The 21,639-nt window shown below is 58.9% G+C and carries 19 protein-coding genes; 13 read left to right on the top strand and 6 right to left on the bottom strand.

Going from position 1 to position 21,639, the window contains the following annotated elements:
• Positions 1-11: 11 nt before the first annotated feature.
• Positions 12-2,072, bottom strand: coding sequence for a penicillin-binding transpeptidase domain-containing protein (locus KDL09_RS16845; protein WP_294387595.1), 2,061 nt, complete (start codon positions 2,070-2,072; stop codon positions 12-14).
• Positions 2,073-2,252: 180 nt separating this feature from the next.
• Between KDL09_RS16845 and KDL09_RS16840 the strand changes: the two genes are divergently transcribed.
• The 3 genes from KDL09_RS16840 to KDL09_RS16830 all read left to right on the top strand — a co-directional run bounded on the left by KDL09_RS16840 (position 2,253) and on the right by KDL09_RS16830 (position 5,881).
• Positions 2,253-3,809 (top strand): MFS transporter, encoded by a 1,557-nt coding sequence (locus KDL09_RS16840; RefSeq protein WP_294387594.1) that lies wholly within the window; start codon positions 2,253-2,255, stop codon positions 3,807-3,809.
• 175 nt (positions 3,810-3,984) lie between these two features.
• Positions 3,985-5,544: an MFS transporter gene (locus tag KDL09_RS16835; protein WP_294387592.1), complete on the top strand. Its 1,560-nt coding sequence runs from the start codon at positions 3,985-3,987 to the stop codon at positions 5,542-5,544.
• Positions 5,545-5,659: 115 nt separating this feature from the next.
• Entirely contained in the window at positions 5,660-5,881 is a 222-nt protein-coding gene (locus KDL09_RS16830; RefSeq protein ID WP_294387590.1) for a zinc ribbon domain-containing protein, read from the top strand.
• A gap of 51 nt (positions 5,882-5,932) precedes the next feature.
• Here the strand turns inward: KDL09_RS16830 and KDL09_RS16825 are convergent, their stop codons facing one another.
• Positions 5,933-7,231 (bottom strand): methyltransferase domain-containing protein, encoded by a 1,299-nt coding sequence (locus KDL09_RS16825; protein ID WP_294387585.1) that lies wholly within the window; start codon positions 7,229-7,231, stop codon positions 5,933-5,935.
• A gap of 104 nt (positions 7,232-7,335) precedes the next feature.
• Between KDL09_RS16825 and KDL09_RS16820 the strand changes: the two genes are divergently transcribed.
• From KDL09_RS16820 to KDL09_RS16795, 6 genes are all read left to right on the top strand, one after another.
• Positions 7,336-7,863 (top strand): hypothetical protein, encoded by a 528-nt coding sequence (locus KDL09_RS16820; RefSeq protein WP_294387583.1) that lies wholly within the window; start codon positions 7,336-7,338, stop codon positions 7,861-7,863.
• 23 nt (positions 7,864-7,886) lie between these two features.
• Positions 7,887-8,843, top strand: a complete 957-nt coding sequence (locus tag KDL09_RS16815; RefSeq protein ID WP_294387581.1) for a LysM peptidoglycan-binding domain-containing protein — start codon at positions 7,887-7,889, stop codon at positions 8,841-8,843.
• Between the two features lie 29 nt (positions 8,844-8,872).
• The gene (locus tag KDL09_RS16810) at positions 8,873-9,832 is read left to right on the top strand and encodes an acetyl-CoA carboxylase carboxyltransferase subunit alpha (protein WP_294387578.1); all 960 of its coding nucleotides are present in this window, start codon (positions 8,873-8,875) and stop codon (positions 9,830-9,832) included.
• Between the two features lie 200 nt (positions 9,833-10,032).
• Entirely contained in the window at positions 10,033-10,959 is a 927-nt protein-coding gene (locus KDL09_RS16805) for a hypothetical protein (protein ID WP_294387577.1), read from the top strand.
• A 208-nt stretch (positions 10,960-11,167) separates the two neighbouring features.
• Positions 11,168-13,261 (top strand): TonB-dependent receptor, encoded by a 2,094-nt coding sequence (locus KDL09_RS16800; protein WP_294387574.1) that lies wholly within the window; start codon positions 11,168-11,170, stop codon positions 13,259-13,261.
• Between the two features lie 51 nt (positions 13,262-13,312).
• Positions 13,313-14,080: a hypothetical protein gene (locus KDL09_RS16795; protein WP_294387572.1), complete on the top strand. Its 768-nt coding sequence runs from the start codon at positions 13,313-13,315 to the stop codon at positions 14,078-14,080.
• 11 nt (positions 14,081-14,091) lie between these two features.
• Here KDL09_RS16795 and KDL09_RS16790 read toward each other — a convergent pair whose 3' ends face one another.
• Entirely contained in the window at positions 14,092-14,742 is a 651-nt protein-coding gene (locus KDL09_RS16790) for an urease accessory UreF family protein (protein WP_294387570.1), read from the bottom strand.
• 117 nt (positions 14,743-14,859) lie between these two features.
• On the opposite strand from KDL09_RS16790, the gene KDL09_RS16785 reads away from it, so the two are divergent.
• Positions 14,860-15,228 (top strand): YkgJ family cysteine cluster protein, encoded by a 369-nt coding sequence (locus KDL09_RS16785; protein ID WP_294387568.1) that lies wholly within the window; start codon positions 14,860-14,862, stop codon positions 15,226-15,228.
• On the opposite strand, the gene KDL09_RS16780 is transcribed toward KDL09_RS16785, so the two are convergent.
• Positions 15,219-15,695 carry a pyridoxamine 5'-phosphate oxidase family protein gene (locus tag KDL09_RS16780; RefSeq protein ID WP_294387566.1) on the bottom strand — a complete coding sequence of 159 codons (477 nt, stop codon included), beginning with the start codon at positions 15,693-15,695 and terminating at the stop codon, positions 15,219-15,221. The two genes, KDL09_RS16785 and KDL09_RS16780, sit on opposite strands and share 10 nt — an antisense overlap.
• Before the next feature lie 122 nt (positions 15,696-15,817).
• Between KDL09_RS16780 and thrH the strand changes: the two genes are divergently transcribed.
• The 3 genes from thrH to KDL09_RS16765 all read left to right on the top strand — a co-directional run bounded on the left by thrH (position 15,818) and on the right by KDL09_RS16765 (position 19,497).
• Positions 15,818-16,426: a bifunctional phosphoserine phosphatase/homoserine phosphotransferase ThrH gene (gene thrH, locus KDL09_RS16775; RefSeq protein WP_294387564.1), complete on the top strand. Its 609-nt coding sequence runs from the start codon at positions 15,818-15,820 to the stop codon at positions 16,424-16,426.
• Positions 16,427-16,484: 58 nt separating this feature from the next.
• A complete protein-coding gene (gene trpE, locus KDL09_RS16770; RefSeq protein ID WP_294387560.1) occupies positions 16,485-17,999 on the top strand; it encodes an anthranilate synthase component I in 1,515 nt (504 codons plus the stop codon).
• A 388-nt stretch (positions 18,000-18,387) separates the two neighbouring features.
• Positions 18,388-19,497, top strand: a complete 1,110-nt coding sequence (locus KDL09_RS16765; protein ID WP_294387557.1) for a glycoside hydrolase family 3 N-terminal domain-containing protein — start codon at positions 18,388-18,390, stop codon at positions 19,495-19,497.
• Between the two features lie 24 nt (positions 19,498-19,521).
• Here KDL09_RS16765 and KDL09_RS16760 read toward each other — a convergent pair whose 3' ends face one another.
• A complete protein-coding gene (locus tag KDL09_RS16760) occupies positions 19,522-20,292 on the bottom strand; it encodes a tetratricopeptide repeat protein (protein WP_294387554.1) in 771 nt (256 codons plus the stop codon).
• Between the two features lie 47 nt (positions 20,293-20,339).
• Positions 20,340-21,617, bottom strand: a complete 1,278-nt coding sequence (locus KDL09_RS16755; RefSeq protein WP_294387551.1) for a tubulin beta chain — start codon at positions 21,615-21,617, stop codon at positions 20,340-20,342.
• Between the last annotated feature and the right edge of the window lie 22 nt (positions 21,618-21,639).

Below are 21,639 nucleotides of genomic sequence, written 5' to 3'. Positions count from 1 at the left end.
AGATCGCCTGATTAGCGGCCAAACAGCTTGCGGAAGAAACCACCGATCGTCTTTTTCTCAGGCGGAGGCGGAGGCGGGGGACGGACGCTTTGAACCTCCACCGGTTTCTCGACGACTTCCTCCTCGACCACCGTGGCTTTTGGGACCTCTTTCATCGCCAAAAGCATGGGGTCATCTGCCGGAGCCTTCTCAAAGATGTTGGTGAAGACTTCATGCACGATAGGTGCCGCCTTCTGTCCTCCGCTAACCCCTTCTCCCGGCTCGCCCTCATACAACACAGCGAAGGCAAACATCGGCTTTCCGGCAGGCAGGAATCCGGTGAACCATGCGAGATTGTGGTCTTTGGCGATCCTCCATTGGGCCGTGCCGGTTTTGCCTGCCATTTCAGCCTGCTTGATTCCGGCCGCACGTCCGGTGCCACCGCCACCGTTCACCACCGCCACCATGCCACTGATGACGGTCTGGCGCTGATCAGGATTCAGATCGATGCGTTTGCGATCCTTAGGTTCATAAGCCATCACCACGCGGTCCGCCAGATCCTGAATCTGCAGCACCAGACGTGGCTGAGGAATGCGTGAGCCGTCGCCGAGCCCGGCCATGCACTGGCAGACTTGCAGCGGAGTGGCGAGCACCATTCCCTGACCGATGGCCATGTTCGCGATATCGCCCGGAAGCATCTTGTGACCACGGTGTTGCAACGTCCACGCGTTCGTCTGCACGAAGCCTTCTCCCTCTGCCTTGAGCGGAATGCCCGTGCGCTCGCCAAATCCAAGCCGCATCGCCATGTTCGAGAGGTACTCCGCGCCTGAATCAATCGCGGCACGATAAAACCAGGTGTTGCATGAACGCTTGATGGCAGAGACGACGGTCATCGATCCTTCGCCCTCCTTGTTCCAGTTCTTGAAGACGCGATCCCCGATCTCCAACGCGTTTGGGCAGTCATAGTAAGTCTTGGCCGTCACCTTGCCGCTGTCCAGTGCGCCGAGCGCCGTGACGATCTTGAAAGTCGATGCCGGCGGGTACTCACCGCGGAACGAACGCGGGAAGAGCGGCAGGTGCGGATCTTTGGTAAGCTCCTCGTAGCGCTTCTGACGGATGCCCGGCACGAACTCGTTGAGATCAAACCCGGGATTGGAGGCCATCGCCAGAATGTCACCGTTGGTCACATCCATGATCACCATCGCACCACCCGTGGTGTGCTTCCTCAGAGCGTTTTCGGCATACTTTTGAAAGCTGTAGTCGAGAGAAAGAACCACGTTGTGCCCCGGAACAGGAGCACGTCGCACGTCCTCGGAGAGACGCTTGCCGTCAGGACTAAACAGCACGTTCACAATGCCAGCCTGGCCTTTGAGGTCACTGTCAAATGCAGCCTCGATGCCCTCACGTCCTTCCATTTCCTCGAACACAGGATCCCCGTCCACGATCGGACCGGTGGGCAGCGGACGCGTTTTCCCAGTGTAACCGATGATATGACAGGCGGTGGTGCCCTGCGGGTAATGGCGGAGATAAGCGGCTTGAATAACCAGACTGCTGCCCAGCAGAGGTTTGAGCTTTTCCTCCATGTCCGGGGTGATCTCCACGTTCAACCCCTCCTCAATGGAAAACACCAGCGGCAGCCAGCGGCGATGCTTGTAGTGCAGCAGCACCTTGTCATCCGAGAGCGACCAGGTCTTGCCGAGCACCTTGTTGACCTTGTCGATCGTTGAGCGTGCAAAGGCCGTGATCTGCTCATCGCTGGCACCTTCCATGTAGGGCATCACCAGAGCGAGGTAGTTGGCCGCCCGGTTCTGCGCAAACGGCACCCCGTGGCGGTCCACGATCTGTCCACGCGGAGCCGGCACACTCAGAGTCAAGGCACGCGCCTCTTTCTGAGTCTGCCACGAGGCCTTCAGGTCAGGTTTCTCCTGAGGGGCAGGCACCACGGTCTTTTCGTCATCCACAGCCTCCACCGGTTGCGCCTTCAGCACCACCTGGGCCTGCGCCAGTGGGGCAAAGAGAGCCAGCATCCAAAAGCACACCGCCAGAAACCGGCAGGGTGTGCGCGTCAGTGTCAGATCATACAAAAAGAGCATGGGGTATAGACTTCCGCAGGGAATCGACGATCCGCCCCGCTGAACAACCGAACATGCGGCCCCGCACGCTTGGCGTCAAGCCGGAGGTCGGACACAGGGAATTTCGCGACCAGGGAAAAAGGCATTGCGCTGGCAGTCCGCTTTTGCTGGAATCGCCCTTCATTTTACCCGACCCGCTCCATGACTCAGACAGCTCCCGGCAAAGCCGACATGAAACTCTTTTGGGCCTGCTTCATCGCCCTCGTCGCCACCTCGTTCGTCTTCGGCGTCCGGGCCAACTCCATCGGACTGTTGCAGGACGGCTTCAATCTTTCCGAAGCACAGAAAGGCAACATCAACGGCGCCGGCATGTGGCCCTTCGCAATCAGCATCATCTTCTTCAGCCTCGTCATCGACTGGATCGGCTACAAGACCGTCGCGATCTTCGCCATCGCCTGCCACTTGGTCTCGCTCGTGCTCACGCTGAACGCCACCGGTTATGAGTCGTTCTACTGGAGCACGCTGCTCGTGGCCGTGGCAAACGGCACGGTGGAATCCTTCATCAATCCGGTCGTCGCGACGGTGTTCAGCAAAGAGAAGGCAAAATGGCTGAACATCCTGCATGCCGGCTGGCCGGCAGGTCTCGCGTTGGGAGCCCTGTTCTGCGCCCTGTTCCCTAATACGACGCTGTTTTTCGACGCCGTGTGGAAGTTCCGCTTCGGGCTCTGCTTCATCCCGGTGGTGCTCTACGCGCTGCTGATCCTGCCGTGCAAATTCCCGGTAAATGAACGTGTCGCCGCTGGTGTGACCTACCGGGACATGCTGAAGGAAGTCGGCGCGGTGGGCTTCTTCATCATCGGCTTCCTCATGTACTTCGCCATCATGCAGATGGCGGGCAAGGACGCGTCGCTCACAGCCTCGCTCATCGCAGGCGCGGTCATCGGCCTGCTGGCCGGTCTTTACACCATGTCTCCGGGCAACTGGCTCTTCATTCTAGTGCTCATCATCATCGGACCGCTCGCCACCACCGAACTCGGCACCGACGGCTGGATGCCAGAGTTGCTGAAATTGAACGGCCCCTTCGCTTCCGGTGAGAGCAATGTGACCTTCGCCGCATGGGTCTTTGTCTATGTCTCGACGATCATGACGATCCTGCGCTTCTACGCAGGCCCCATCGTCCATCGCATCTCGCCCATCGGTCTGCTTGTGCTCGGTTCCGCCGTCGCCATCGCCGGTCTGATGTTCCTCTCCAAGAGCGTCGGCTGGGCCATCGTCGCCGCATCCACCGTATATGCCTTCGGTAAAACCTTCCTTTGGAGCACCACCCTTGGGCTGACATCCGAGCAGTTCCCGAAAGGCGGCGCCCTGACGCTCAACGGCGTCTCAGCCGTCGGCGTGCTATTCCTTGGCGTCCTCGGCAGTCCGTTCATCGGCTATCAGCAGGACAAGGACATGCATTCACGTCTTTCCAACGGCCACACTGCCCTGCTGACCAAAGTCGAAGGCGCCGCCAAGCCCACCATCTTTGGCAGCACGCCCGGTCTCGACCAGGAGAAAATCAAGGCGCTCGACGCTGCTTCTGCGAACGAACTGAACGCGGTGCAGGCCGACAGCAAACGCGGTGCCTTCACCAACATCGCGGTGCTCCCCGCCTTCATGCTGGTCTGCTATCTGGTGATGCTGTTCTACTTCAGGGCGAGAGGCGGCTACAAGCCCGTCGCCATCAGCCAGGAACCGGAAGCCGATCCCGGATTCTGAGCCTGCGGCATCTCAATCTTTCAGCGACAGCATCCGGGCATTCGCCCGCCTTCTCAGTCTTGCGAGCATTTTTTCCTTGTCGCGATGAAGCGAGGCACCTAAAACTCGCCCTTTCCCCGACAACCACTCCATCCAACCAACACACTCCACTCCCTCTATGAGCGAAAACAATCGAATGAGACTTCTCTGGGCCGGCTTTATGGCCATCCTCGCCGCCGGCGTCGGCTTCGCCGTTCGTGGCGGTATCTTTGACAACTGGGCGAAGGAGTTCGGCTTCACGGGAGCACAGCTCGGAGCCATCGGGGGCATGGGCTTCAACGGCTTCTGTTTCGGCATCATTCTTGGTGGCGTGGTCGTGGACAAAATCGGCTACGGCAAACTCGTCGTGCTGGCCTTCTTGCTGCATGTGGTCTCCGCGCTCGTCACCTTCACCGCCAGCGGTGGTAATGCCTACATGGTGCTGTCCCTCGGCATGTTCATCTTCGCTTTCGCGAATGGCACCTTGGAAGCCGTGGCCAATCCGCTCGTCGCCACGCTGTTCCCGGAAAACCGCACCCATTACCTCAACATCCTGCATGCCTCCTGGCCTGCTGGCATGGTGATTGGCGTCGTGCTCGGCTGGTTCTTGGATGACAAGATGGAAATCAACTGGCGCATCCAGCTCGCGCTCTACCTGATCCCGACCGTGATCTACGGCCTCATGTTCATGGGCCAGCATTTCCCGAAATCCGAAGCCGCCGCGAAGGGCGTCAGCTTTGGCAACATGCTCAAAGACGTGGGCATCCTCGGCGGCGCCGTGGCCTGCTTCCTGCTTTCCTTCTTCGCGGAGGGCTTCTTCAAAGATGTGGTCGGTCTTGCTCCTGACCTGTCCAAGAACCTCGGCTACGGGGTGGGCGGCGTGCTGCTCATCGGTGTCGGCGTGATCACCAAGTTCTCCCTCGGCTCCATCGTCCTATTTGTTCTCTTTGTCACTCACGCTCTCGTCGGCGCGGTCGAACTCGGCACGGATGGCTGGATTCAGAACATCACGGGCAATCTGTTCACGCCTGAGCAGGGCAAGGCTCTCTTCCTCTGGACCTCTGCCATCATGTTCGGCCTGCGCTTCTGCGCCCACTGGATCGAGAAGACCCTCAAGCTTTCCCCGGTCGGACTGCTCTTCGTTTGCTCGGCTCTCGCCGCCGGCGGTCTGACGCTCGCCTCCACGATGAACACTTTCGCCACGGCGCTCATCGCTCTCGGCATCTATGCTTTCGGCAAGACCTTCTTCTGGCCGACCATGCTCGCCGTCGCCTCCGACCGCTTCCCGCGCACGGGCGCTGTCGCCATTTCCATCATGGGAGGCATTGGCATGCTGTCCGCCGGCATCATCGGCGGCCCGGGCCTGGGCTACATGAAGGACCGCTTTGCCGGTGAGGATCTCAAATCCAAGAACCCTGCCCTGTTTGAAACCTACAAGGCGGCCACGCCGAGCAAGTTCCTCAACCTCGACGCCACAGCAGCCTCCGGTCTCGATGGCAAGAAGCTCTCTGAAGCCAAGGAAGCCAAGGAGAAGACTCCCGATCAGCAGGTGGTTGTCGCAGCTGACCAACAGGGCGACCGCAAGACCTTGAAGTTCGACGCTTACATTCCCGGCACCATGGCCGCGATCTACCTGCTGCTGCTGCTCTACTTCAAGGCCATCGGCGGTTACAAGCCGATCACCATTGACGACGAAGAAGCGGCAGAGAAAGCCTGATCCGCTTTTCAGCATTCCCACGCGGCGTCCCCTCACCGGGACGCCGCTTTTATTTTTCCTCCCGGGACCCGTTTGAAACTTGAATCCTTGAACTTGGAACTTACAACTCCCCGCCATGCCCACCTACGTTTACGAAACCATTCCCCAGTTTGAAGGCGAACCCGTCAAACGCTTCGAAGTCCGTCAGAGCATGAAGGACGCCGCCCTCACGCAGCATCCCGACAACGGACAGCCAGTCCGTCGTGTGCCCATCGGAGGCACAGGCTTGATGGGTGGCGGCAGCTCCGCACCACAGTCAGGGGGTGGCTCCTGTGGCAGCGGCTGCGGATGCCATTGAGATTTGAACCACGGAAAACATAGAATACACGGAACGACCAGAGTCTGATCCTCAGCTTTGAGTGTGTTCCGTTGGTTCTTTCTTTTCCGTGTGTTCAGTGTTTTCCGTGGTTGAAGAATCGGCAGCACTCTTCCTCAGCAAGCGCGCGGCATAGAACCCGTCAAACGCGCCCGTCTCCGGCGTACGATGCAGCTCCTCTTCGAGGCTCCATTCATCGCCGTGCCGAGCTAGAAACGCCTTCACTTGCTGCTCATTCTCGCTCGGCAGAATGCTGCACGTGGCATACACCAGCTTGCCGCCAGGGTTGACCATGCGGCTGTAGCTTTCCAGAATCTCCGCCTGCAGGGCGATAAGCCGGTCGATCTCCGCATCACTGAGCTTCCACTTCGCATCAGGATTGCGGCGCAGCACGCCAAGTCCCGAACATGGCACGTCCAGAAGCACGCGGTCCGCCTTGTTTGCCAGGCGTTTGATCGTCTTCGATCCTTCAATCTCGCGCGCTTCGATGATGTCCACGCCTGCGCGTGACGCCCGCTTGCGCAGTTCGGCCAACTTCCACGCATGCACGTCGAGTGCGAGCAGGCGCCCCTTGTTGCGCATGATCGCGGCGAGGTGAAGCGACTTGCCACCACCACCCGCGCACGCATCGATCACACGCATGCCGGGCTCGGGTTGCAGAAAGGGAGCGATGAGTTGCGAAGCTGCATCCTGCACTTCGAACAGTCCCTCCTTGTAGGCGGCGGAACCAAACAAACTCGCCCGCTGCTTCAACCGCAGGGCGCTCGGCACACTCTCCACGGCCTCAGCTTCGAAGCCTTCGCGCCCCAGCCTTTCCCGCAGTGCACGCCGGTCGTTCTTGAGCGTGTTCACCCGCAGATACACGTCCGCCGGCACATTGAGCGCCTCGCGCAGTGCTGGCCATGCGGTGCCGAGTTCACGGCTGCCACGTTCTTCGAGCCAGTCGGGAATCGCCGCACGAACCGCGGGCGAGGCACCTTCTTTGGCCCGCTTCAAAACATCGCCCGGCTTCACCTGCGGCGCTGTTTCGTCCTGCGGCAGTTCCCGGCCGTTGGTGATCCAGTAGGCTGCCCACACGCGCCACAGACGCTCTGGCGTGATGTATTCCGGCTGGGTATGCTCCTCGTCGGGCAGTCCGGCCAGATGCCAAAACCAGCGCCACCAGCGCACACATTCATAGATCGACTCAGCAAAGATACGCCGGTCGCGGCTGCCCCATTTGCGGTGTCGTTTGAAGGTGAACTCGATCACCTTGTCCGCATAGCGTCTGCCCACGAAGACCTCTCCGAGGGAAAGGACAATCTCATCGAGCAAATGCGGGGGCAGTTTCATGGGATGGGAGCAATGGCGCAGGCGTATCCTTTTCACAACCGTTGCGGCCAAGAAATCACTGGCCCCTCGGTCGAAGCAGATTAATCTCCGCGACCCCTCAAATCATGCCCACCGAGTTCGACATTCAATATGCCCTGGAGAACACCCAGGTCTTGCATGAACCGGACCGCCGCATCGACACCTTCGGGAGCACGCAGTTCGAGTTTCAGATTGTCACAGAACTCATGGACACCGTTGGAGCCGTGCGCGTCCGCGAAGGGCGCATTGAGGCCGAAAAGCCGCTCATCCTGCGTCCGGAAATGCCGGGAAACTTTGACTTCGAAGGCTTCAGCCAGGAGGCCTCCGCCTTTGGCGAATTCCTCAGGGAGAACCTGCACAAACTGGCCATCCTCAAGTACGGCTTCAAGTTTCGCAAAGGCGACATCAGCGAACAAATCGTCCATGAGTCCATGGACGAAGTCTGCGGCAAACTGCTCGGCAACATCCGCACCACCGGCAACCCGATGCGAGCGGTGATTCAGGGCGTGGACGACACCTGGGAGATCTGCCTGCTCAAGTTCACCGTCGAGATGATCGAAAAGTCCCAGAACATCAACCTCTTCGATTTCAAACGCCGCGGCCTCCTGGGCTGAGCGAACGTTTGTCGATTCCCGCAATGGCACGGACCCAGATCAAACTGCTGATTTTCCTCATCACCGTCGGACTCGTCGCGGGCACGCTGGCCATGGGCTACTGGGTCTATATGAACGTCCTGCTCAAGGAAAGCCAGGTCGAAGAGGACATCGCCGCGATGAAGGCCACGGACCGCCCTCGGATCGATCCAGGAGTGCGCCGCTTCGAAGCCGCCGTCGAACTTATTCGCGACGGCAAAATCGAGGAAGGCCGCGAGGCGCTCTACAAGCTGCGCCAGCAGTTTCCCGAGTCGGCAACCTGCCCCGAAGCCATGCGCATCATCGGTGAAATCAACATGGACCAACTTTACTCGCCCAACAATCATTCGGGTAAGAAAGACTACATCGTGCAGCCGGGTGATTCACTAAATCTGATCGCCAGCCGACAAGGCACCACGGTGGACTCCATCATCCGTGCCAGTGGCTTGATGAGCTTCAATCTCCAGCCGGGCGATCACCTGACCATCATTCCGATGGACTTTCACCTCGGCGTCAGCGTCTCCAAAAAGCAGGTCATGCTGCTGCGCAAGGTTGGCGACAAAGAGTACCTCTTCAAAATCTACCAGGCAAAGGATATCAACCTGCCACCCGGCACGCGTCTCCCTGTAGAAATGCAAATTGCCGGGAAAAACGCCATCTACGATGGCAAGGCAGTAGGATCCACCGAGATTAAGCATGTCGATGCGGAAAAGTGGCTCGCCGGAACCAAGGCTGGCATCAGCATCCGTACACCGCCCGTGGCTCGTGCTCTACCGGTAGAAGAACCGAAGGCCGCCCCGAAGAACGCCAAAAAATCCACCACCACGCCGGCAGCGGCAAGCGCCATGCCCGCCCCGCCCCCCTCCCCTGCGGCAGAAACCGGCATTTTTCTCTCCCGCGAGGACATTGAAGAACTCTTTGCGCTTGTGAGCAGAGGGTCAAAGTTGAGCCTCGTGAGGTAATCGCTCTTACCCCCTTTCCCCTGAACGACATGAAACAAATCTTGGAATTCGAAAAGCCCATCGTCAAACTGCGTCAAGAAATCGAGGAGGCAAAAAAAAAGCTCGCCTCGAAGCCCACTGACAAGCTCGCGCAACAGATCGCCGACCTCGAAACCAAGGCTGACGCGCTGCAGCGTGACATCCATGCCAACCTTTCCCCCTGGCAACGCGTGCAAATCTCCCGCCACATCGCCCGCCCCTTCATGCTCGACTACGTGAAGCACATCTGCGACGAGTTCGTGGAACTCCACGGCGACCGCCACATCGGCGATGACAACGCCATGCCCGCCGGCTTTGCCACCATCGGCGGACAGCGCGTCGCGATTCTCGGCCACCAGAAAGGACGAGACACCAAGGAAAACCTCCTGCGCAACTTCGGCAGCGCCCATCCGGAAGGCTATCGCAAAGCCCTCCGCCTGATGCGGATGGCCGAAAAGTTCAGCCTTCCCATCGTCACCCTCATCGACACCCCCGGAGCCTTCCCTGGCATCGGCGCAGAAGAGCGCAACATCGCCGAGGCCATCGCCTTCAACCTGCGCGAGATGATGACGCTCCGCACTCCGATCATCGCCATCGTCATCGGCGAAGGCGGCAGCGGCGGAGCTCTCGGCATCGGCATCGCTGACAAGGTCCTCATGATGGAAAACGCCTACTACTCCGTCATCAGCCCTGAAGGCTGTGCGGCGATTCTTTGGAAACACCGCGAACACGCGCCCGAAGCCGCCTCCGCTCTCAAGCTCAGTGCGCAGGACCTTTCCAAGCTCGGCATCATCGACGGCATCATCCCCGAACCCCTCGGAGGAGCCCATAACGATCACTTCGCCGCAGCAAACTCTCTCAAGGAGGCAGTGCTCACCACCCTGAAGGATCTGTCAGCCCTTCCGACCGCCAAAATGCTGGAACAGCGCTACCAGAAGTTCCGTGAGCTGGGGCAGTTCACTCAGGCCTGAGACGAGGATCTCAAGCACGTCGAGCCAGGAGTGAGAGCGTGGCTACACCCCTCACTCTTGGTGGTTCATGATTGTCCAAACCGCGTACTTCGTGGTCAAAAAGGATGCCGACTGGAATTCAATAGTCCCACAAGAAACGCGTTGGCTTTACAGCACGGATTGAGTCGGTCATAGCAACGGCCCGACTCACAACGCGCCTCATGACTCCCGTGCTGTTCCGCCCCCGATTTCTCATCGCTTCGCTCTGTTCACTCCTCTTGCTCTCCACCCAGCAGCAGGCCTCCGCTCAGGTGGACGCCATGGAGTCCATTCTGCTCAAACCCATCGTCGTCGTGGACCGACCCGGTTGGTTAAAGGAAGAAGCCTTCATTGGCGAGATGAAGCGTCCTGAATGGACCTCGAAGCGCCGGTTCGGTTTCTCCCGGGTATACATCCAGCAGGATCCAGGACAGGTGTCCGTCGAACAGTGGTGGCGTGTGCGTTCCTATCGCGATCAGGGCAAGAAGCCGCAGCAAAAGTTTATCGAGGAAATCGAAATCGGCCTCCCCTGGCGCATGCAGTTGGACATCTACGCCGACTGGGGTCATGAGGATGGCAGAACCCTGAAACAGGATCTCGCCTTTGAACTGCGCTGGGCGCTTGCGGACTGGGGCGTCATCCCGCTCAATCCCACGCTCTACGCCGAGTACAAAGCCACCGACGGCACCTACGGAAGTGATGTCTATGAGGTCAAATTGCTGCTCGGAGACGACTTCACGCCGCGCCTGCACTGGGCTTTGAACTTCGCCTATGAGCGTGCCATTAGCCGCGGCCGCGCCAACGAATTCGCCATCAGCCAGGGCCTCAGCTACACCCTCATTGACCAGGTGCTCTCCGCCGGTCTCGAGATGCAGTACAAATACGAAAACGAGCAAGGTGGGCGCCACAACAGCAGCGGCGATCGCAAGTTCGGCATCGGTCCCTCCATCCAGATCCGCCCCACCCCGAACAGTTGGATCAATCTGGTCTGCCTCGCCGGCTGCTCGGCCCCCACACCGGCCATCGAAGGATTCGTCATCTTCGGTTACAACTTTGGCCGCATCGCCAGCGGTCCCTCGATTTCCCGGCCGGTGTCCGCACCGCGCTGAGTTCCCCTGTCAGTCTGAATAGCCTTGGTTGTTGGCTCATCGGCGCTGGCAGTCCCACGGGACTGCCAGCGCCTTGATTTATGAGGTCAGTTTTCGCCCACGCGCGGTTCGATTTGGTGCAAATCCGTCCAACGCTCAAGTTTCGCCACCCGCAGGCACGACAAGAACTGACCGTAGTGCTTGATTGCGGTTTCCCGTTCTCCGCCTCATGCGCCGTCTCTCCCTCCCTGTCTTCATCGCCGTCTCCACCACTGGTTTCACCGCTGAAGTGGTGGAAGCGAAAAAAGGCGGTGTAAAAAAAGCCGTCGAGGTCCCCGAGGTGGTCATCACGGCGACACGCAGCGAGACGCCTGTGTCCCAGGTGCCCGCGGCGGTGAAAACACTGGACCGGCGGCAGATGGAGGAGCGGCTTGTGCGCACCTTTCCCGAAGCGCTGCGCGAAACACCGGGCGTGGCGATCCAGAAGACCTCGAACGGCCAGGGCTCGCCTTTCATCCGCGGCTTCACCGGCTTCCGAAACTTGATGATGATCGACGGCATCCGTTTCAACAACTCCACCTTCCGCGATGGTCCGAACCAGTACTGGAACACCCTCGACTCCTACGCGCTGAACCGCGTGGAGGTGCTGCCCTCGCAAGGATCGGTGCTGTATGGCAGCGACGCCGTCGGCGGCACGGTGAACGCCTTCACCAAGGACTCGGGCCTTCTGAGCGAGGCGGAGGGCGGCTTCTTCTCCCACGGCCGCGCGGACTACCGCTACTCCACGGCGGAGCACAGCAACGTGGAGCATCTGGAGACAAGCATCGGTGAAGGACAGAAGTGGGGCCTGCATGCGGGCGTGACCTTGAGCCAGTTCGGCGATGTGACAGATGGCAGCGGGCGGCGGCAACGCCACACGGGCTACGATCAGTGGGCCTTCGACGTGAGGCTGGACGTGGCGCTCGACGAGCAGTGGACGTTCACCGCTGCGCATCAGCAGGTGCGTCAAAACGATGTGTGGCGCACCCACTCCACGAACTCGGGTGTTTCGTTTGCCGGCACCGTGATCGGCACCGATCGCGTGCGCCTCTTCGACCAGGAGCGCACTCTTTCCTATGCGCGTCTCGCCGGGAAAGACCTGAACAGTTTCATCGACAATGCGAGCCTGACACTCTCGCTGCAAACCGCCAGCGAGGACCAGTTCAGAATTACCGGCGGCGGAGTCCAGTCCAGCAACAAGGTGGATGTGACCACAATCGGTGCGGACCTCCAGTTCGAGAGCGACTCGCCCATCGGCAACCTCGTCTATGGCGTCGACTTCTACGAGGACTTCGTGCAGTCCAACGCCTCCAACAATCCCTTCCAGGGCGCGGTGGCGGACAATTCCACCTACAGCCTGCTCGGCGTCCACATTCAGGACGAGATTGAATTCTGCGACCGGGTGCACCTGTTCATCGGCGAGCGCTACACGCACGCCACCGCCCGGCTGGGCAGCTTCCGCGATCCCTTCACGCTGGCGCAGCGATCATTTGCCAACAGTTGGAACAACTTCTCCGGCAGCGCGCGCTTCGTGATCGATCTTGATGAGGATGACCGCTTCTCACTCTACGGCGGCGTGTCCCAAGCCTTCCGCGCGCCCAATCTCTCCGACCTTTCTCGTTTCGACGTGGCGCTCTCCGGACGAACCGAGACGCCGGCCCCAGGACTGTCACCGGAAAAGTACCTGACCTATGAGATCGGCCTCAAGGCAGTCACCGAAACGATCACCGCCAGCATGGGCTACTTCTACACGCGCCTGAACAACCTGATCATCCGCCGCTCAACTGCGGTGCCACTGCAGGACACCAAGACCAACGGCGGCGACGGCTACATGCAGGGCTTCGAATTCGCCGCACGCTGGCAGATCGACCGGCATTGGAGCATCTTCGGACACCTGGCCTGGGTCGAAGGCGAATCGGATCAGTTCATCGGCACCACGACTCAAAAACGACGTGAGCCTTTGGGCAAAATCTCGCCGCTCGTCGGTTACGGCGGAGTGCGCTGGCAGACCACGGACCATCGCTTCTGGACGGAGTTTGTCTGCCTCACCTATGGCGAAGCGGGCCGGCTCAACACCTCCGATCAGCTGGATACGCAGCGCATCCCGCCCAATGGCACGCCATCCTTCTGGCTGCTCACCCTGCGTGGCGGCTACGCCATCAACGAGAATCTCATCCTCACCGCCTCTCTCGACAACCTCTTGAACCAAACCTATCGCTATCACGGTTCCGGATCGAACGAACCCGGATTCGGTGCGAACCTCGGCGTGACCGTGAAGTTTTAACGTCAGATTGGAGCTTTACACTGCTCCGCTTGCCGGGAAAGCTGCGGACCTATGAAATGGATCATCCGCATTGCCGCCCTCCTTGCCGTTCTCATTCTGGCCGCCCTGTGGTTTGGCTACTCGCAGATCGACAAGCTGGTTAAACTCGGCATCGAGAAAGGCACGCCGCCGGTCGTGCAGACGGACGTGAGCGTCGCATCGGTCAAGCTCTCCCCCTTCTCCGGCGTCGGAGTCATTGAGGGATTCGAAATCGGCAATCCCAAAGGCTTCTCCGGTGCCCGCGCCGTTCATATCGGAAGAGCTGAGGTGGCCTTGGACACGTCCAGCGTCAGCGGAGACAAGATCGTCATCCAACACATCCGCATCACCGATCCCGAGATCAATCTCGAAGCCGGACTCGGTGGCACCAACCTCAAGCACATCGCCGACAACGCGAAGAACTTCGTATCTCAGCAGACTTCGTCTGCGGCAGGCAAAACCAATGCCGCCCCCGCTGGTGAAGCTGCACCCAAGAAGTCCGTCAAACTGCAGGTCAATGAACTGCTCATCACCGGTGCCAAACTCAGCGCCAGCGCTGCAGGCATCATTCCGGGTGCCGATGCCAAGGTGACTCTGCCAGAAATCCGTCTGACGAATCTCGGCTCGGGCGCCGCCGGCATCTCACCCGCCGAACTCACCGCTCAAGTGCTCAGCCGCCTCAGTTCCGAAGCTGCCAAAGCCAGCGCCAGCGGCCAGTTGAAGAACTTGCTCCAGGGCAGCGAATCAAAGATCAACGCCGGAGGGCTCAAGAACGGCCTGAACAAACTGCTGGGGAAATGATCCCCTGAGTTTCACGCATCCACCACCCGCAGGACCGACTCCGCAGTTGCCTCGTGCATGATCTGACTGGTCAGTCCAGCGACGCCGAACTTCCCGACCGGCGGCGTGAGCGAGGGCTCGTCCCGCGTAAGGATATCCCACTCCAAAAGAAGGTATTCGGCAATCACATTCGTCAGGCTAAGCTGGAAGAAGTGCCCCACCGCCGCCCACACCACGGCAATGTGTCCCTCGCACCTCCCCTGCTCCACGGCTTCGCGCAGGCGGCCCAGCACCGCCTGGTAACGGGCGTTCTTCGTCGATTTGAGCAGCACCGCTCCCGCGCGCGTACTGCGTCTGGCCGCGGCATCCGAAAGCTCGGATGACAACACGAGGTCAGCGGCGATGAGTCCGTCCAGATCTCCGGCCTGAGCCGAACGCCACGCTGACTTGAGCGCCGGACCAATCGCCACGCGCATGGATCCCTCGGCAAACTCCTCCCATGCAGCAGACATGGGCATCGTTCCGCCCTCTACCATGAGAAGCTCCGTCCTGGCGCGAACGCTGCCCAGCAACCATTTCACCCAGTCCAGTCCGCGGGACCAGTCTTCAATAACCTGCCCATCGTCCGCCTTTTCATGCGGAGGAGGGAGCAGGGTGATGGATGACCGCAGATGAAGTTTCATCACGACAACAATCCGCACGGCCAAGGGGGCCGGCGATTTTCAAACCTTCGTTGCAGGAAACGATTCATCGCACGAACTATGCCCTCAGCTTCGCTTCCTGCGAACAGAATACTTTTTATGGCAGAGCTCTCCACACTTGACACATCCACGCCTTGGTATGCATGCCAGCGCTGCGGCAACTGCTGTCGCTGGCCCGGTGATGTTCGTGTCACCGACGATGAGGTTGATCGCATCGCTGCCTTTCTGAACATGCCACGTCTTGAGTTCATCGAGCAATGCACCCGTCTGAATGCGAATCGGACCGGCCTGAGCATCATCGACAAGCCGAACGGCGAATGCCTGTTCCTTGAGGGCGTCAACGTCTGCCGCATCCAACCGGCGAAGCCGTTGCAGTGTGAAGGCTTTCCCAATACCTGGAGTTTCCCGGGCTGGCGCGAAAAGTGTGAGGCCATCGAAGCCCCCCGTCCCACAACGGCTCAGCCCTGAAGTTTCACCGTGGGCTTCGCGTGTTTGTCGAAGACGATGGTCTTCTTGTAGGCGTAAGGTTTGCAAACCACGATCTTGCCAACCTCGGTCCGGATGACGGCGAATTTGTGGTAGTCCTCCGTCTCGCAGTACTTCCGATAGTAGGCCTGCGACTTGCCAGGCATCTGATCCCAGTAGCGCTTCGCGGCATCTCCTTCAATGACACGTGTGAAGCCCGAGAGATACACGATCGTCTCCATCGAAGGCGAGGCGAACATCCACTCCGCATGTGGATTCCGGCGGAGCTCGGCAACCTTTTGAGAAGTCGGCGCGGTGATCGAGGTGACTTCAGCCAGATCCGTAGTGACCTGAGTAGTCATCCACGCGGAGTGCGGCTGCCCCTCGGCATTCGCTGTGGCGATGACCGCGTTTTTGCATTTCAGGACAACCTGTTCCGCCAGTTTGACCAGCTCACTTTCGATTTTCATGAGGGACTATACCCACCAACCACTCACCTCACTCCGCCTGCCTTGCCGGTTTTTGCTCCAATCTTGGAGACTCAACGATCTGCAGCACTGGACAAAAGCCTGATCTGAGGCATCTCCACTTCATGAAACCTCAGACCATTGTCACCCTCGACCTCGAGGGCGTGCTCGTGCCCGAAATCTGGATCGCCTTTGCCGAAAAAACCGGCATTCCCGAACTGCGACGCACGACTCGTGACGAACCTGACTACGATGTGCTCATGAAGGGCCGGCTGAAGATTCTCGACGAACATGAACTGAAGCTGCCTGACATCCAGCAGGTGATCGGCACCCTCTCGCCGTTGGAGGGAGCAAAGGCATTCCTCGATGAGCTGCGATCGATCACGCAGGTGATCATTCTGAGCGACACGTTCGCAGAGTTTGCCCAGCCCCTGATGCGCCAGCTCGCCTGGCCGACGATCTTCTGCCACCAGCTCGACATCGCTGATGACGGCCGAATCGTGGACTACAAACTGCGACAGCCGAACCAGAAGCAGAAGTCTGTGGCCGCCTTCAAGGCGCTGAATTACCGCGTCATTGCCGCCGGGGATTCCTTCAACGACACGACGATGCTGGGAGAGGCTGATGAGGGCTTCTTCTTTCACGCACCAGAGAGCATTCAGGCCCAGTTCCCGCATTTTAGGGCGTTTGAGACCTACTCAGACCTGCTCAGCGCGATTCGCAGCTCTCTTTGAAGCGCCGTTGCCACAGGGAACATTTGCGTCCAGAATGCGCGCTCGTTTCCCGCCGCGCATGCCCCAGCTTCATCTTCAGCCCGACTTCGCCACCTTCCAATCGCTCGCGCAGCAGGGCAATCTTGTGCCGGTGATGGCAGAACTCGCCGCTGACTACGAAACGCCGCTCTCGGCATTCCAAAAAATTCATGATGGGCGCTGCGCCTTCCTGCTTGAGTCGGCGGAACTCACACAGCACTCGGGACGCTACTCGCTGCTGGGCAGTTCGCCGCGCATCATCTTCACCGCCCGTGGAAGAGAAATCGAGATTGAGGAGCGCGGCAAGAAGCGCAGTTTCACCACCAAGGGCGATCCGTTGACCGAGTTGCAGGAACTCATGAAGCCGTTCCGTCCCCTCGAAGCACAGCCCTTGCCGGTGTTCCATGGCGGCGCGGTCGGTTACCTAGCCTACGACATGGTGCGTTTCTTTGAACCGACCCTGCCCCCGCCGAAAAAAGATGAACTCGGTCTTCCGGACATGGTTTTTATGGTCACGGACACAGTGCTCGTGTTCGATCATCGCACCCGGCGTCTCTCCATCGTCTCCAATGTCCACACCGACGAGCATGCTTCTCTCGAAGCGGCCTATGATTGGGCGCGAGAGCAGATATCAAGCGTGATCGCCAAATTGGAGCAACCCCTGGCCGCCAAGCCACTGCAAACCTTCGCGCCCGCCGGCAATGATCAGCCACCTCCACCGGTGAGCAACACCACCCGAGAGGAATACGAGGCGATGGTACTCAAAATGAAGGAGTACATCGGTGCCGGCGATATTTTCCAAGGCGTTCCCTCCCAACGCTTCGAGACCGACTACAACGGCACCACCCTGGACCTGTTCCGCGCGCTGCGACACGTCAATCCGAGCCCTTACATGTTCTGTCTCGACTTCCCGCAGGGCTTCGCGCTGGTCGGCAGTTCTCCGGAAGTTCATGTGAAGTGCATGAACGGACGAATCGACATCCGCCCCATCGCCGGCACACGCTGGAGGGGTAAAACGACCGAGGAGGACAATGCGCTGGCCGAGGAACTGCTGAATGACCCCAAGGAGCGCGCCGAGCACATCATGCTCGTCGATCTCGCACGCAATGACGTTGGACGCGTCGCCGATTTCGGCACGGTGCGCGTCAGCGATCTGATGATCATCGAGCGCTACTCGCACGTCATGCACATCGTTTCCAATGTCGACGGCCAGCTTCGCGACGACAAGACAGCCTACGATGTCATGCGCGCCACTTTCCCGGCTGGAACGGTCAGCGGCTCGCCCAAAGTGCGGGCGATGGAAATCATCAACGAATGCGAGAAGAGTAAACGCTGTGCCTATGCCGGAGCGGTGGGTTACTTTGGCTTCGACGGCAACCTCGACTCCTGCATTGCGCTGCGCACCTGCGTGGTCAAAGACGGCAAAGCCTATGTGCAGGCGGGCGCCGGCGTCGTGGCCGACTCGGATCCGGCCTATGAGTATCGCGAAACACTCAACAAGGCGACAGGCATGCTGCGTGCCATTCAGTGGGCGCGGCAGTTGGGTGAATCGTGAGAATGTTCGAGTTGCTCACAGTCTAATCACATACTTGCTCACAGTGCGCGAACACCTTCGCATGAAAACAAAGAACCCTCCGGCATGCGAAGCCGGAGGGTTCCGTAGCGATCCAGCAACCAACAACGATGGAGGATCGATTGGCACGAAATGCTTAGCTGAGGAAGCTCTGCAAATGTGGTCCGAGAGTTACCCCACGGACGCGCCCATGTTAAAAAGTTTTGCCCCCCCGTCAACCAAGGCCCCCGTCTTTTGCAAAAAGAAACCCTTGAGTCGCATTCCTGAGAGCCCAAAAACCCCGATTTTTCTCAAACTTTTAGCAAAAGCCCGCTTGACACTCCTTGGGAAACTTTCCCGTCACCTACTGAACAACTGAACACTTGTCTCCATGTCCTCTTCTCACAATCTCGGCCAACTTCTCCTCATGGGAGTCCCCGGTACAGAACTCACTCCAGAAGTGGCTTCGCGCCTCAAAAAGCTCCAGCCAGGCGGTTTCATTCTCTTCGGCCGCAACATTCAGAGCCCCCAGCAGCTCCGCAAGCTCATAGACGACCTGCGCGATCTCTCCGACATCGAACCGTTCATCACCATCGATCAAGAAGGGGGACGTGTATCACGCCTCCGGCTCATCGGCGAAGAGCCTCCCAATGCGCAGTCGCTACGCGACAAGGGCGATCCTGAGCTAATCAAACGCCACGGCCGGCTCACCGGCCAAATTCTGCGCCTCTTCGGCTTCAATCTCGATCTCTGCCCAGTGCTCGACATTTCTTATGACGATGCCGCGGACAACTCCCTCAAAGGCCGCACCTACGGTCGCAATCCTCAGCAGGTGATCGACAACGCCGGGATATTCAATCGCGCGATGCGCGCAGAAGGAATCTTGAGCTGTGGCAAACACTTCCCCGGATATGGCCCAGCCGAGTGCGACCCGCACGAATTCCTGCCAGTGATCACCAAAAGCCGCGACGAGATGGAACGCAGCGAACTGCTCCCCTACTCCGCCCTGCTGCCGGAACTCGACAGCGTGATGACCTGCCACAGCAACTACACCGCCTACGACCCAGACCGCGGCCGCTGGCCGGCCAGCCTCAGCCACAACATTGTGACCAAGCTTCTACGTCACCAATACGCCTTCGATGGACTTGCGATGACTGACGACTTGGACATGGGCGCCATCTTGAATGAGGTGACCTTTGAGCAGGCAATCCAGGAAGCTGTTCGCGCCGGGAACGACCTCGTCATGATCTGCCACCGCGTCGAAATGGTGGAGCTAGCCCGTCAGCATCTTGAAGGCGTCGAGGCTCCGATTCTGCATGACGCGCTCGTGCGAATCGAAAAGACCAAAAGGCGCCTCGTGAAGCCGACCAAATTCGACCTCGATCAGTTTGCCGCTATCAATCGGGAGATCTGGCAGCTTCGAGTCGACACCCTCGGAGAGGAAGCAGCCAAAAACAAGAGCGTCGAAGACGGCAAACGATCTCCCGTCGAACTCTACTAACTCCTCACGAAGGTTCCAAGACTCCTACATGCTCTTGTCGATCAACAGAGACGCTGAGCGGCGAGGGTTCGGATGGTAGCCGTTCATCGCGGCCCGAATGCGCTTGGCGCGATCCACACAGGCCTCCGCCTTCTGAAAGTCACCGGAGGCTTTGTATACAGCCCCCAGATTGATGAATGTCTGAGAGAGATCTGCCGGATCCATCTGGCTATCGTTCAAGTTTTGGCGGATGGCCAGCGCTCGCTCATGCATGGCCTGAGCGCGATCTACATCCATACTGCTGTAATAGAGAACGCCCAGATTGTTATAGACCGAGGCGACTCGTGAACTCTGTTCCCCATCGAGCCGCTGAAAAGTCTCCAGCGCCTCGCAGTAATAACCCTCCGCCTTTTCGAACTGGCGGATCTGCTTGAAAATCATGGCAAGGTTGTTTTTGATCGTAGCAACCTTGTCACTGTCTTCCAGACCACTGTCGACACTGATGGTGAGCGCCTTTTCGTAAAACTCCGCCGCCTTGTCCATCCGCCCCCATCGGTCATACAAGTGTGCCAGCAGAGAATAGATGCCTGTGAGCAGGTCGGGGTCCTGTCTGCGCAATTCCTGAGCACGAAACAAAGCTTCCCGATACAACGACTCTGCTTTTCGGAAATCCCCCTCTTTCTGGCGCAAATCGGCCAAAACACTGATCTGTTCCACTAGAGCACCCACCCGGACCGGATCATGATATGCGAGCCGTCGCGCCTCCTCGACGCTGCGGGAGGCGGAGGCGATTTGGCGCTCCAGTGCAGTATCCACGATTGGGGTTGAGTTAGGTAATGGTAACAGGACCGAGCCGACTACGGCTAACTGGCGTCGCGATATGACTGGGCAAGGTTGGCGATGGTATTGCGTGCATGCGCCATCATCTCGCGACTGACGCCGTTGCTCTCATACCAGTGCGTGTAAGCATGGTTGTCGAACATGATGTCAAAGTTGGTGATAAGGCGCTCGAAGACAGCAGCAATGCCGGTGTGGTTGACAAGAGCAAGCCCGCTCGACGCAAAGCCCTCGGGGGCCGTCTCGGCAACACCAAGTTTCACGCCAGTTGGCACGTAGCTGGCAAAATTCAGCCCTTTACGAATGGCCGCCATGTTTTCCTCCACCTCTTTGGCCTTCACATCCCCACGGAAGAGAGCACAAGCTGAAAGATAGACTCCGTTGGTCCAGTCGATGGCTGCAGTGAAATTGTCCTGTGAAAAGGTCTCGCGGGCGATGTCTGGGAAATTGATTCTCACCTGCCCTTCCTGTCCTGGAGCCCGCATGGGAGCAAAGGAGGCCGTGAGGAAGTGATTGCCGGGGAACGGCACCAAGTTGGTCACATACTCACTGAGGTCTGTGTTCAGTTTTCCCGGGAAACGCAAAGACGCGGTCACCGAACTCATGATGAGCGCAATGATGTGATTGAGATCCATGTAGTTCGGGCTGCGATGCAGTTTCGATTTGGCGATGCGGAACAACGCCTCGTTGTCGAGCAGCACGGCGGCATCAGCGTTATCGAGAATGCGCTGCAGTGTGAGAACTGCATTGTAAGGCTCTACGGCGGAATCGGAGATGAGGGGAGAAGGAACAACCGAGAAAGTGAAGATGCGCTTTTTTGGATAAGCCTGGCGAAGGCGTTCCAGAATAAGCGAACCCAGACCAGAACCGGACCCCCCACCGATCGAGTGTGTGACGAGAAATCCCTGCAGAGACTTGGTCTTTTCAACCGCAGCGTCGATCACATTCATGATCTGGTCGATAATCCGTTCGCCCTCGACATTGTAACCGCGTGCCCAGTTGTTGGCAGCCCCCGGAATTTTCCGAATGATGCAGCTTTCGTCAAAGAGCTGGGCCATATCCCCCCCTTCAATCCTGGCAATGACACCGGGCTCGAGATCGATAAGCACCGCACGCGGAATGTACTTCCCATCGCGGACCTTGTGGAAGAAGACCTCCAAGTTGGCATTGGTGGCCGCTGACGTGTTTCCTTCTTTCGGCGTCCCCGCCTCGGTCAGGCCATGCTCACGAAGCACCAACCGCCAATAACGGTCGGCGATTTGATTGCCACATTGTCCGACATGGATGCTCAAAATCTCTCTCACGGGTGTTCCTCCAAACTGTTGT

Origin of the sequence: Prosthecobacter sp. (assembly GCF_020439865.1) — a bacterium.
Lineage (GTDB): Bacteria > Verrucomicrobiota > Verrucomicrobiia > Verrucomicrobiales > Verrucomicrobiaceae > Prosthecobacter.
The sequence above is the reverse complement of the archived record's forward strand: the minus strand, read 5'-3'. Positions and strand labels throughout refer to the sequence as shown.

What these genes read in the sequence shown, in the direction of transcription:
- KDL09_RS16845 (WP_294387595.1), bottom strand. Translation starts at nt 2,072, where the DNA reads ATGCTCTTTTTGTATGATCTGACACTGACGCGCACACCCTGCCGGTTT.
- KDL09_RS16840 (WP_294387594.1), top strand. Translation starts at nt 2,253, where the DNA reads ATGACTCAGACAGCTCCCGGCAAAGCCGACATGAAACTCTTTTGGGCC.
- KDL09_RS16835 (WP_294387592.1), top strand. Translation starts at nt 3,985, where the DNA reads ATGAGACTTCTCTGGGCCGGCTTTATGGCCATCCTCGCCGCCGGCGTC.
- KDL09_RS16830 (WP_294387590.1), top strand. Translation starts at nt 5,660, where the DNA reads ATGCCCACCTACGTTTACGAAACCATTCCCCAGTTTGAAGGCGAACCC.
- KDL09_RS16825 (WP_294387585.1), bottom strand. Translation starts at nt 7,231, where the DNA reads ATGAAACTGCCCCCGCATTTGCTCGATGAGATTGTCCTTTCCCTCGGA.
- KDL09_RS16820 (WP_294387583.1), top strand. Translation starts at nt 7,336, where the DNA reads ATGCCCACCGAGTTCGACATTCAATATGCCCTGGAGAACACCCAGGTC.
- KDL09_RS16815 (WP_294387581.1), top strand. Translation starts at nt 7,887, where the DNA reads ATGGCACGGACCCAGATCAAACTGCTGATTTTCCTCATCACCGTCGGA.
- KDL09_RS16810 (WP_294387578.1), top strand. Translation starts at nt 8,873, where the DNA reads ATGAAACAAATCTTGGAATTCGAAAAGCCCATCGTCAAACTGCGTCAA.
- KDL09_RS16805 (WP_294387577.1), top strand. Translation starts at nt 10,033, where the DNA reads ATGACTCCCGTGCTGTTCCGCCCCCGATTTCTCATCGCTTCGCTCTGT.
- KDL09_RS16800 (WP_294387574.1), top strand. Translation starts at nt 11,168, where the DNA reads ATGCGCCGTCTCTCCCTCCCTGTCTTCATCGCCGTCTCCACCACTGGT.
- KDL09_RS16795 (WP_294387572.1), top strand. Translation starts at nt 13,313, where the DNA reads ATGAAATGGATCATCCGCATTGCCGCCCTCCTTGCCGTTCTCATTCTG.
- KDL09_RS16790 (WP_294387570.1), bottom strand. Translation starts at nt 14,742, where the DNA reads ATGAAACTTCATCTGCGGTCATCCATCACCCTGCTCCCTCCTCCGCAT.
- KDL09_RS16785 (WP_294387568.1), top strand. Translation starts at nt 14,860, where the DNA reads ATGGCAGAGCTCTCCACACTTGACACATCCACGCCTTGGTATGCATGC.
- KDL09_RS16780 (WP_294387566.1), bottom strand. Translation starts at nt 15,695, where the DNA reads ATGAAAATCGAAAGTGAGCTGGTCAAACTGGCGGAACAGGTTGTCCTG.
- thrH (WP_294387564.1), top strand. Translation starts at nt 15,818, where the DNA reads ATGAAACCTCAGACCATTGTCACCCTCGACCTCGAGGGCGTGCTCGTG.
- trpE (WP_294387560.1), top strand. Translation starts at nt 16,485, where the DNA reads ATGCCCCAGCTTCATCTTCAGCCCGACTTCGCCACCTTCCAATCGCTC.
- KDL09_RS16765 (WP_294387557.1), top strand. Translation starts at nt 18,388, where the DNA reads ATGTCCTCTTCTCACAATCTCGGCCAACTTCTCCTCATGGGAGTCCCC.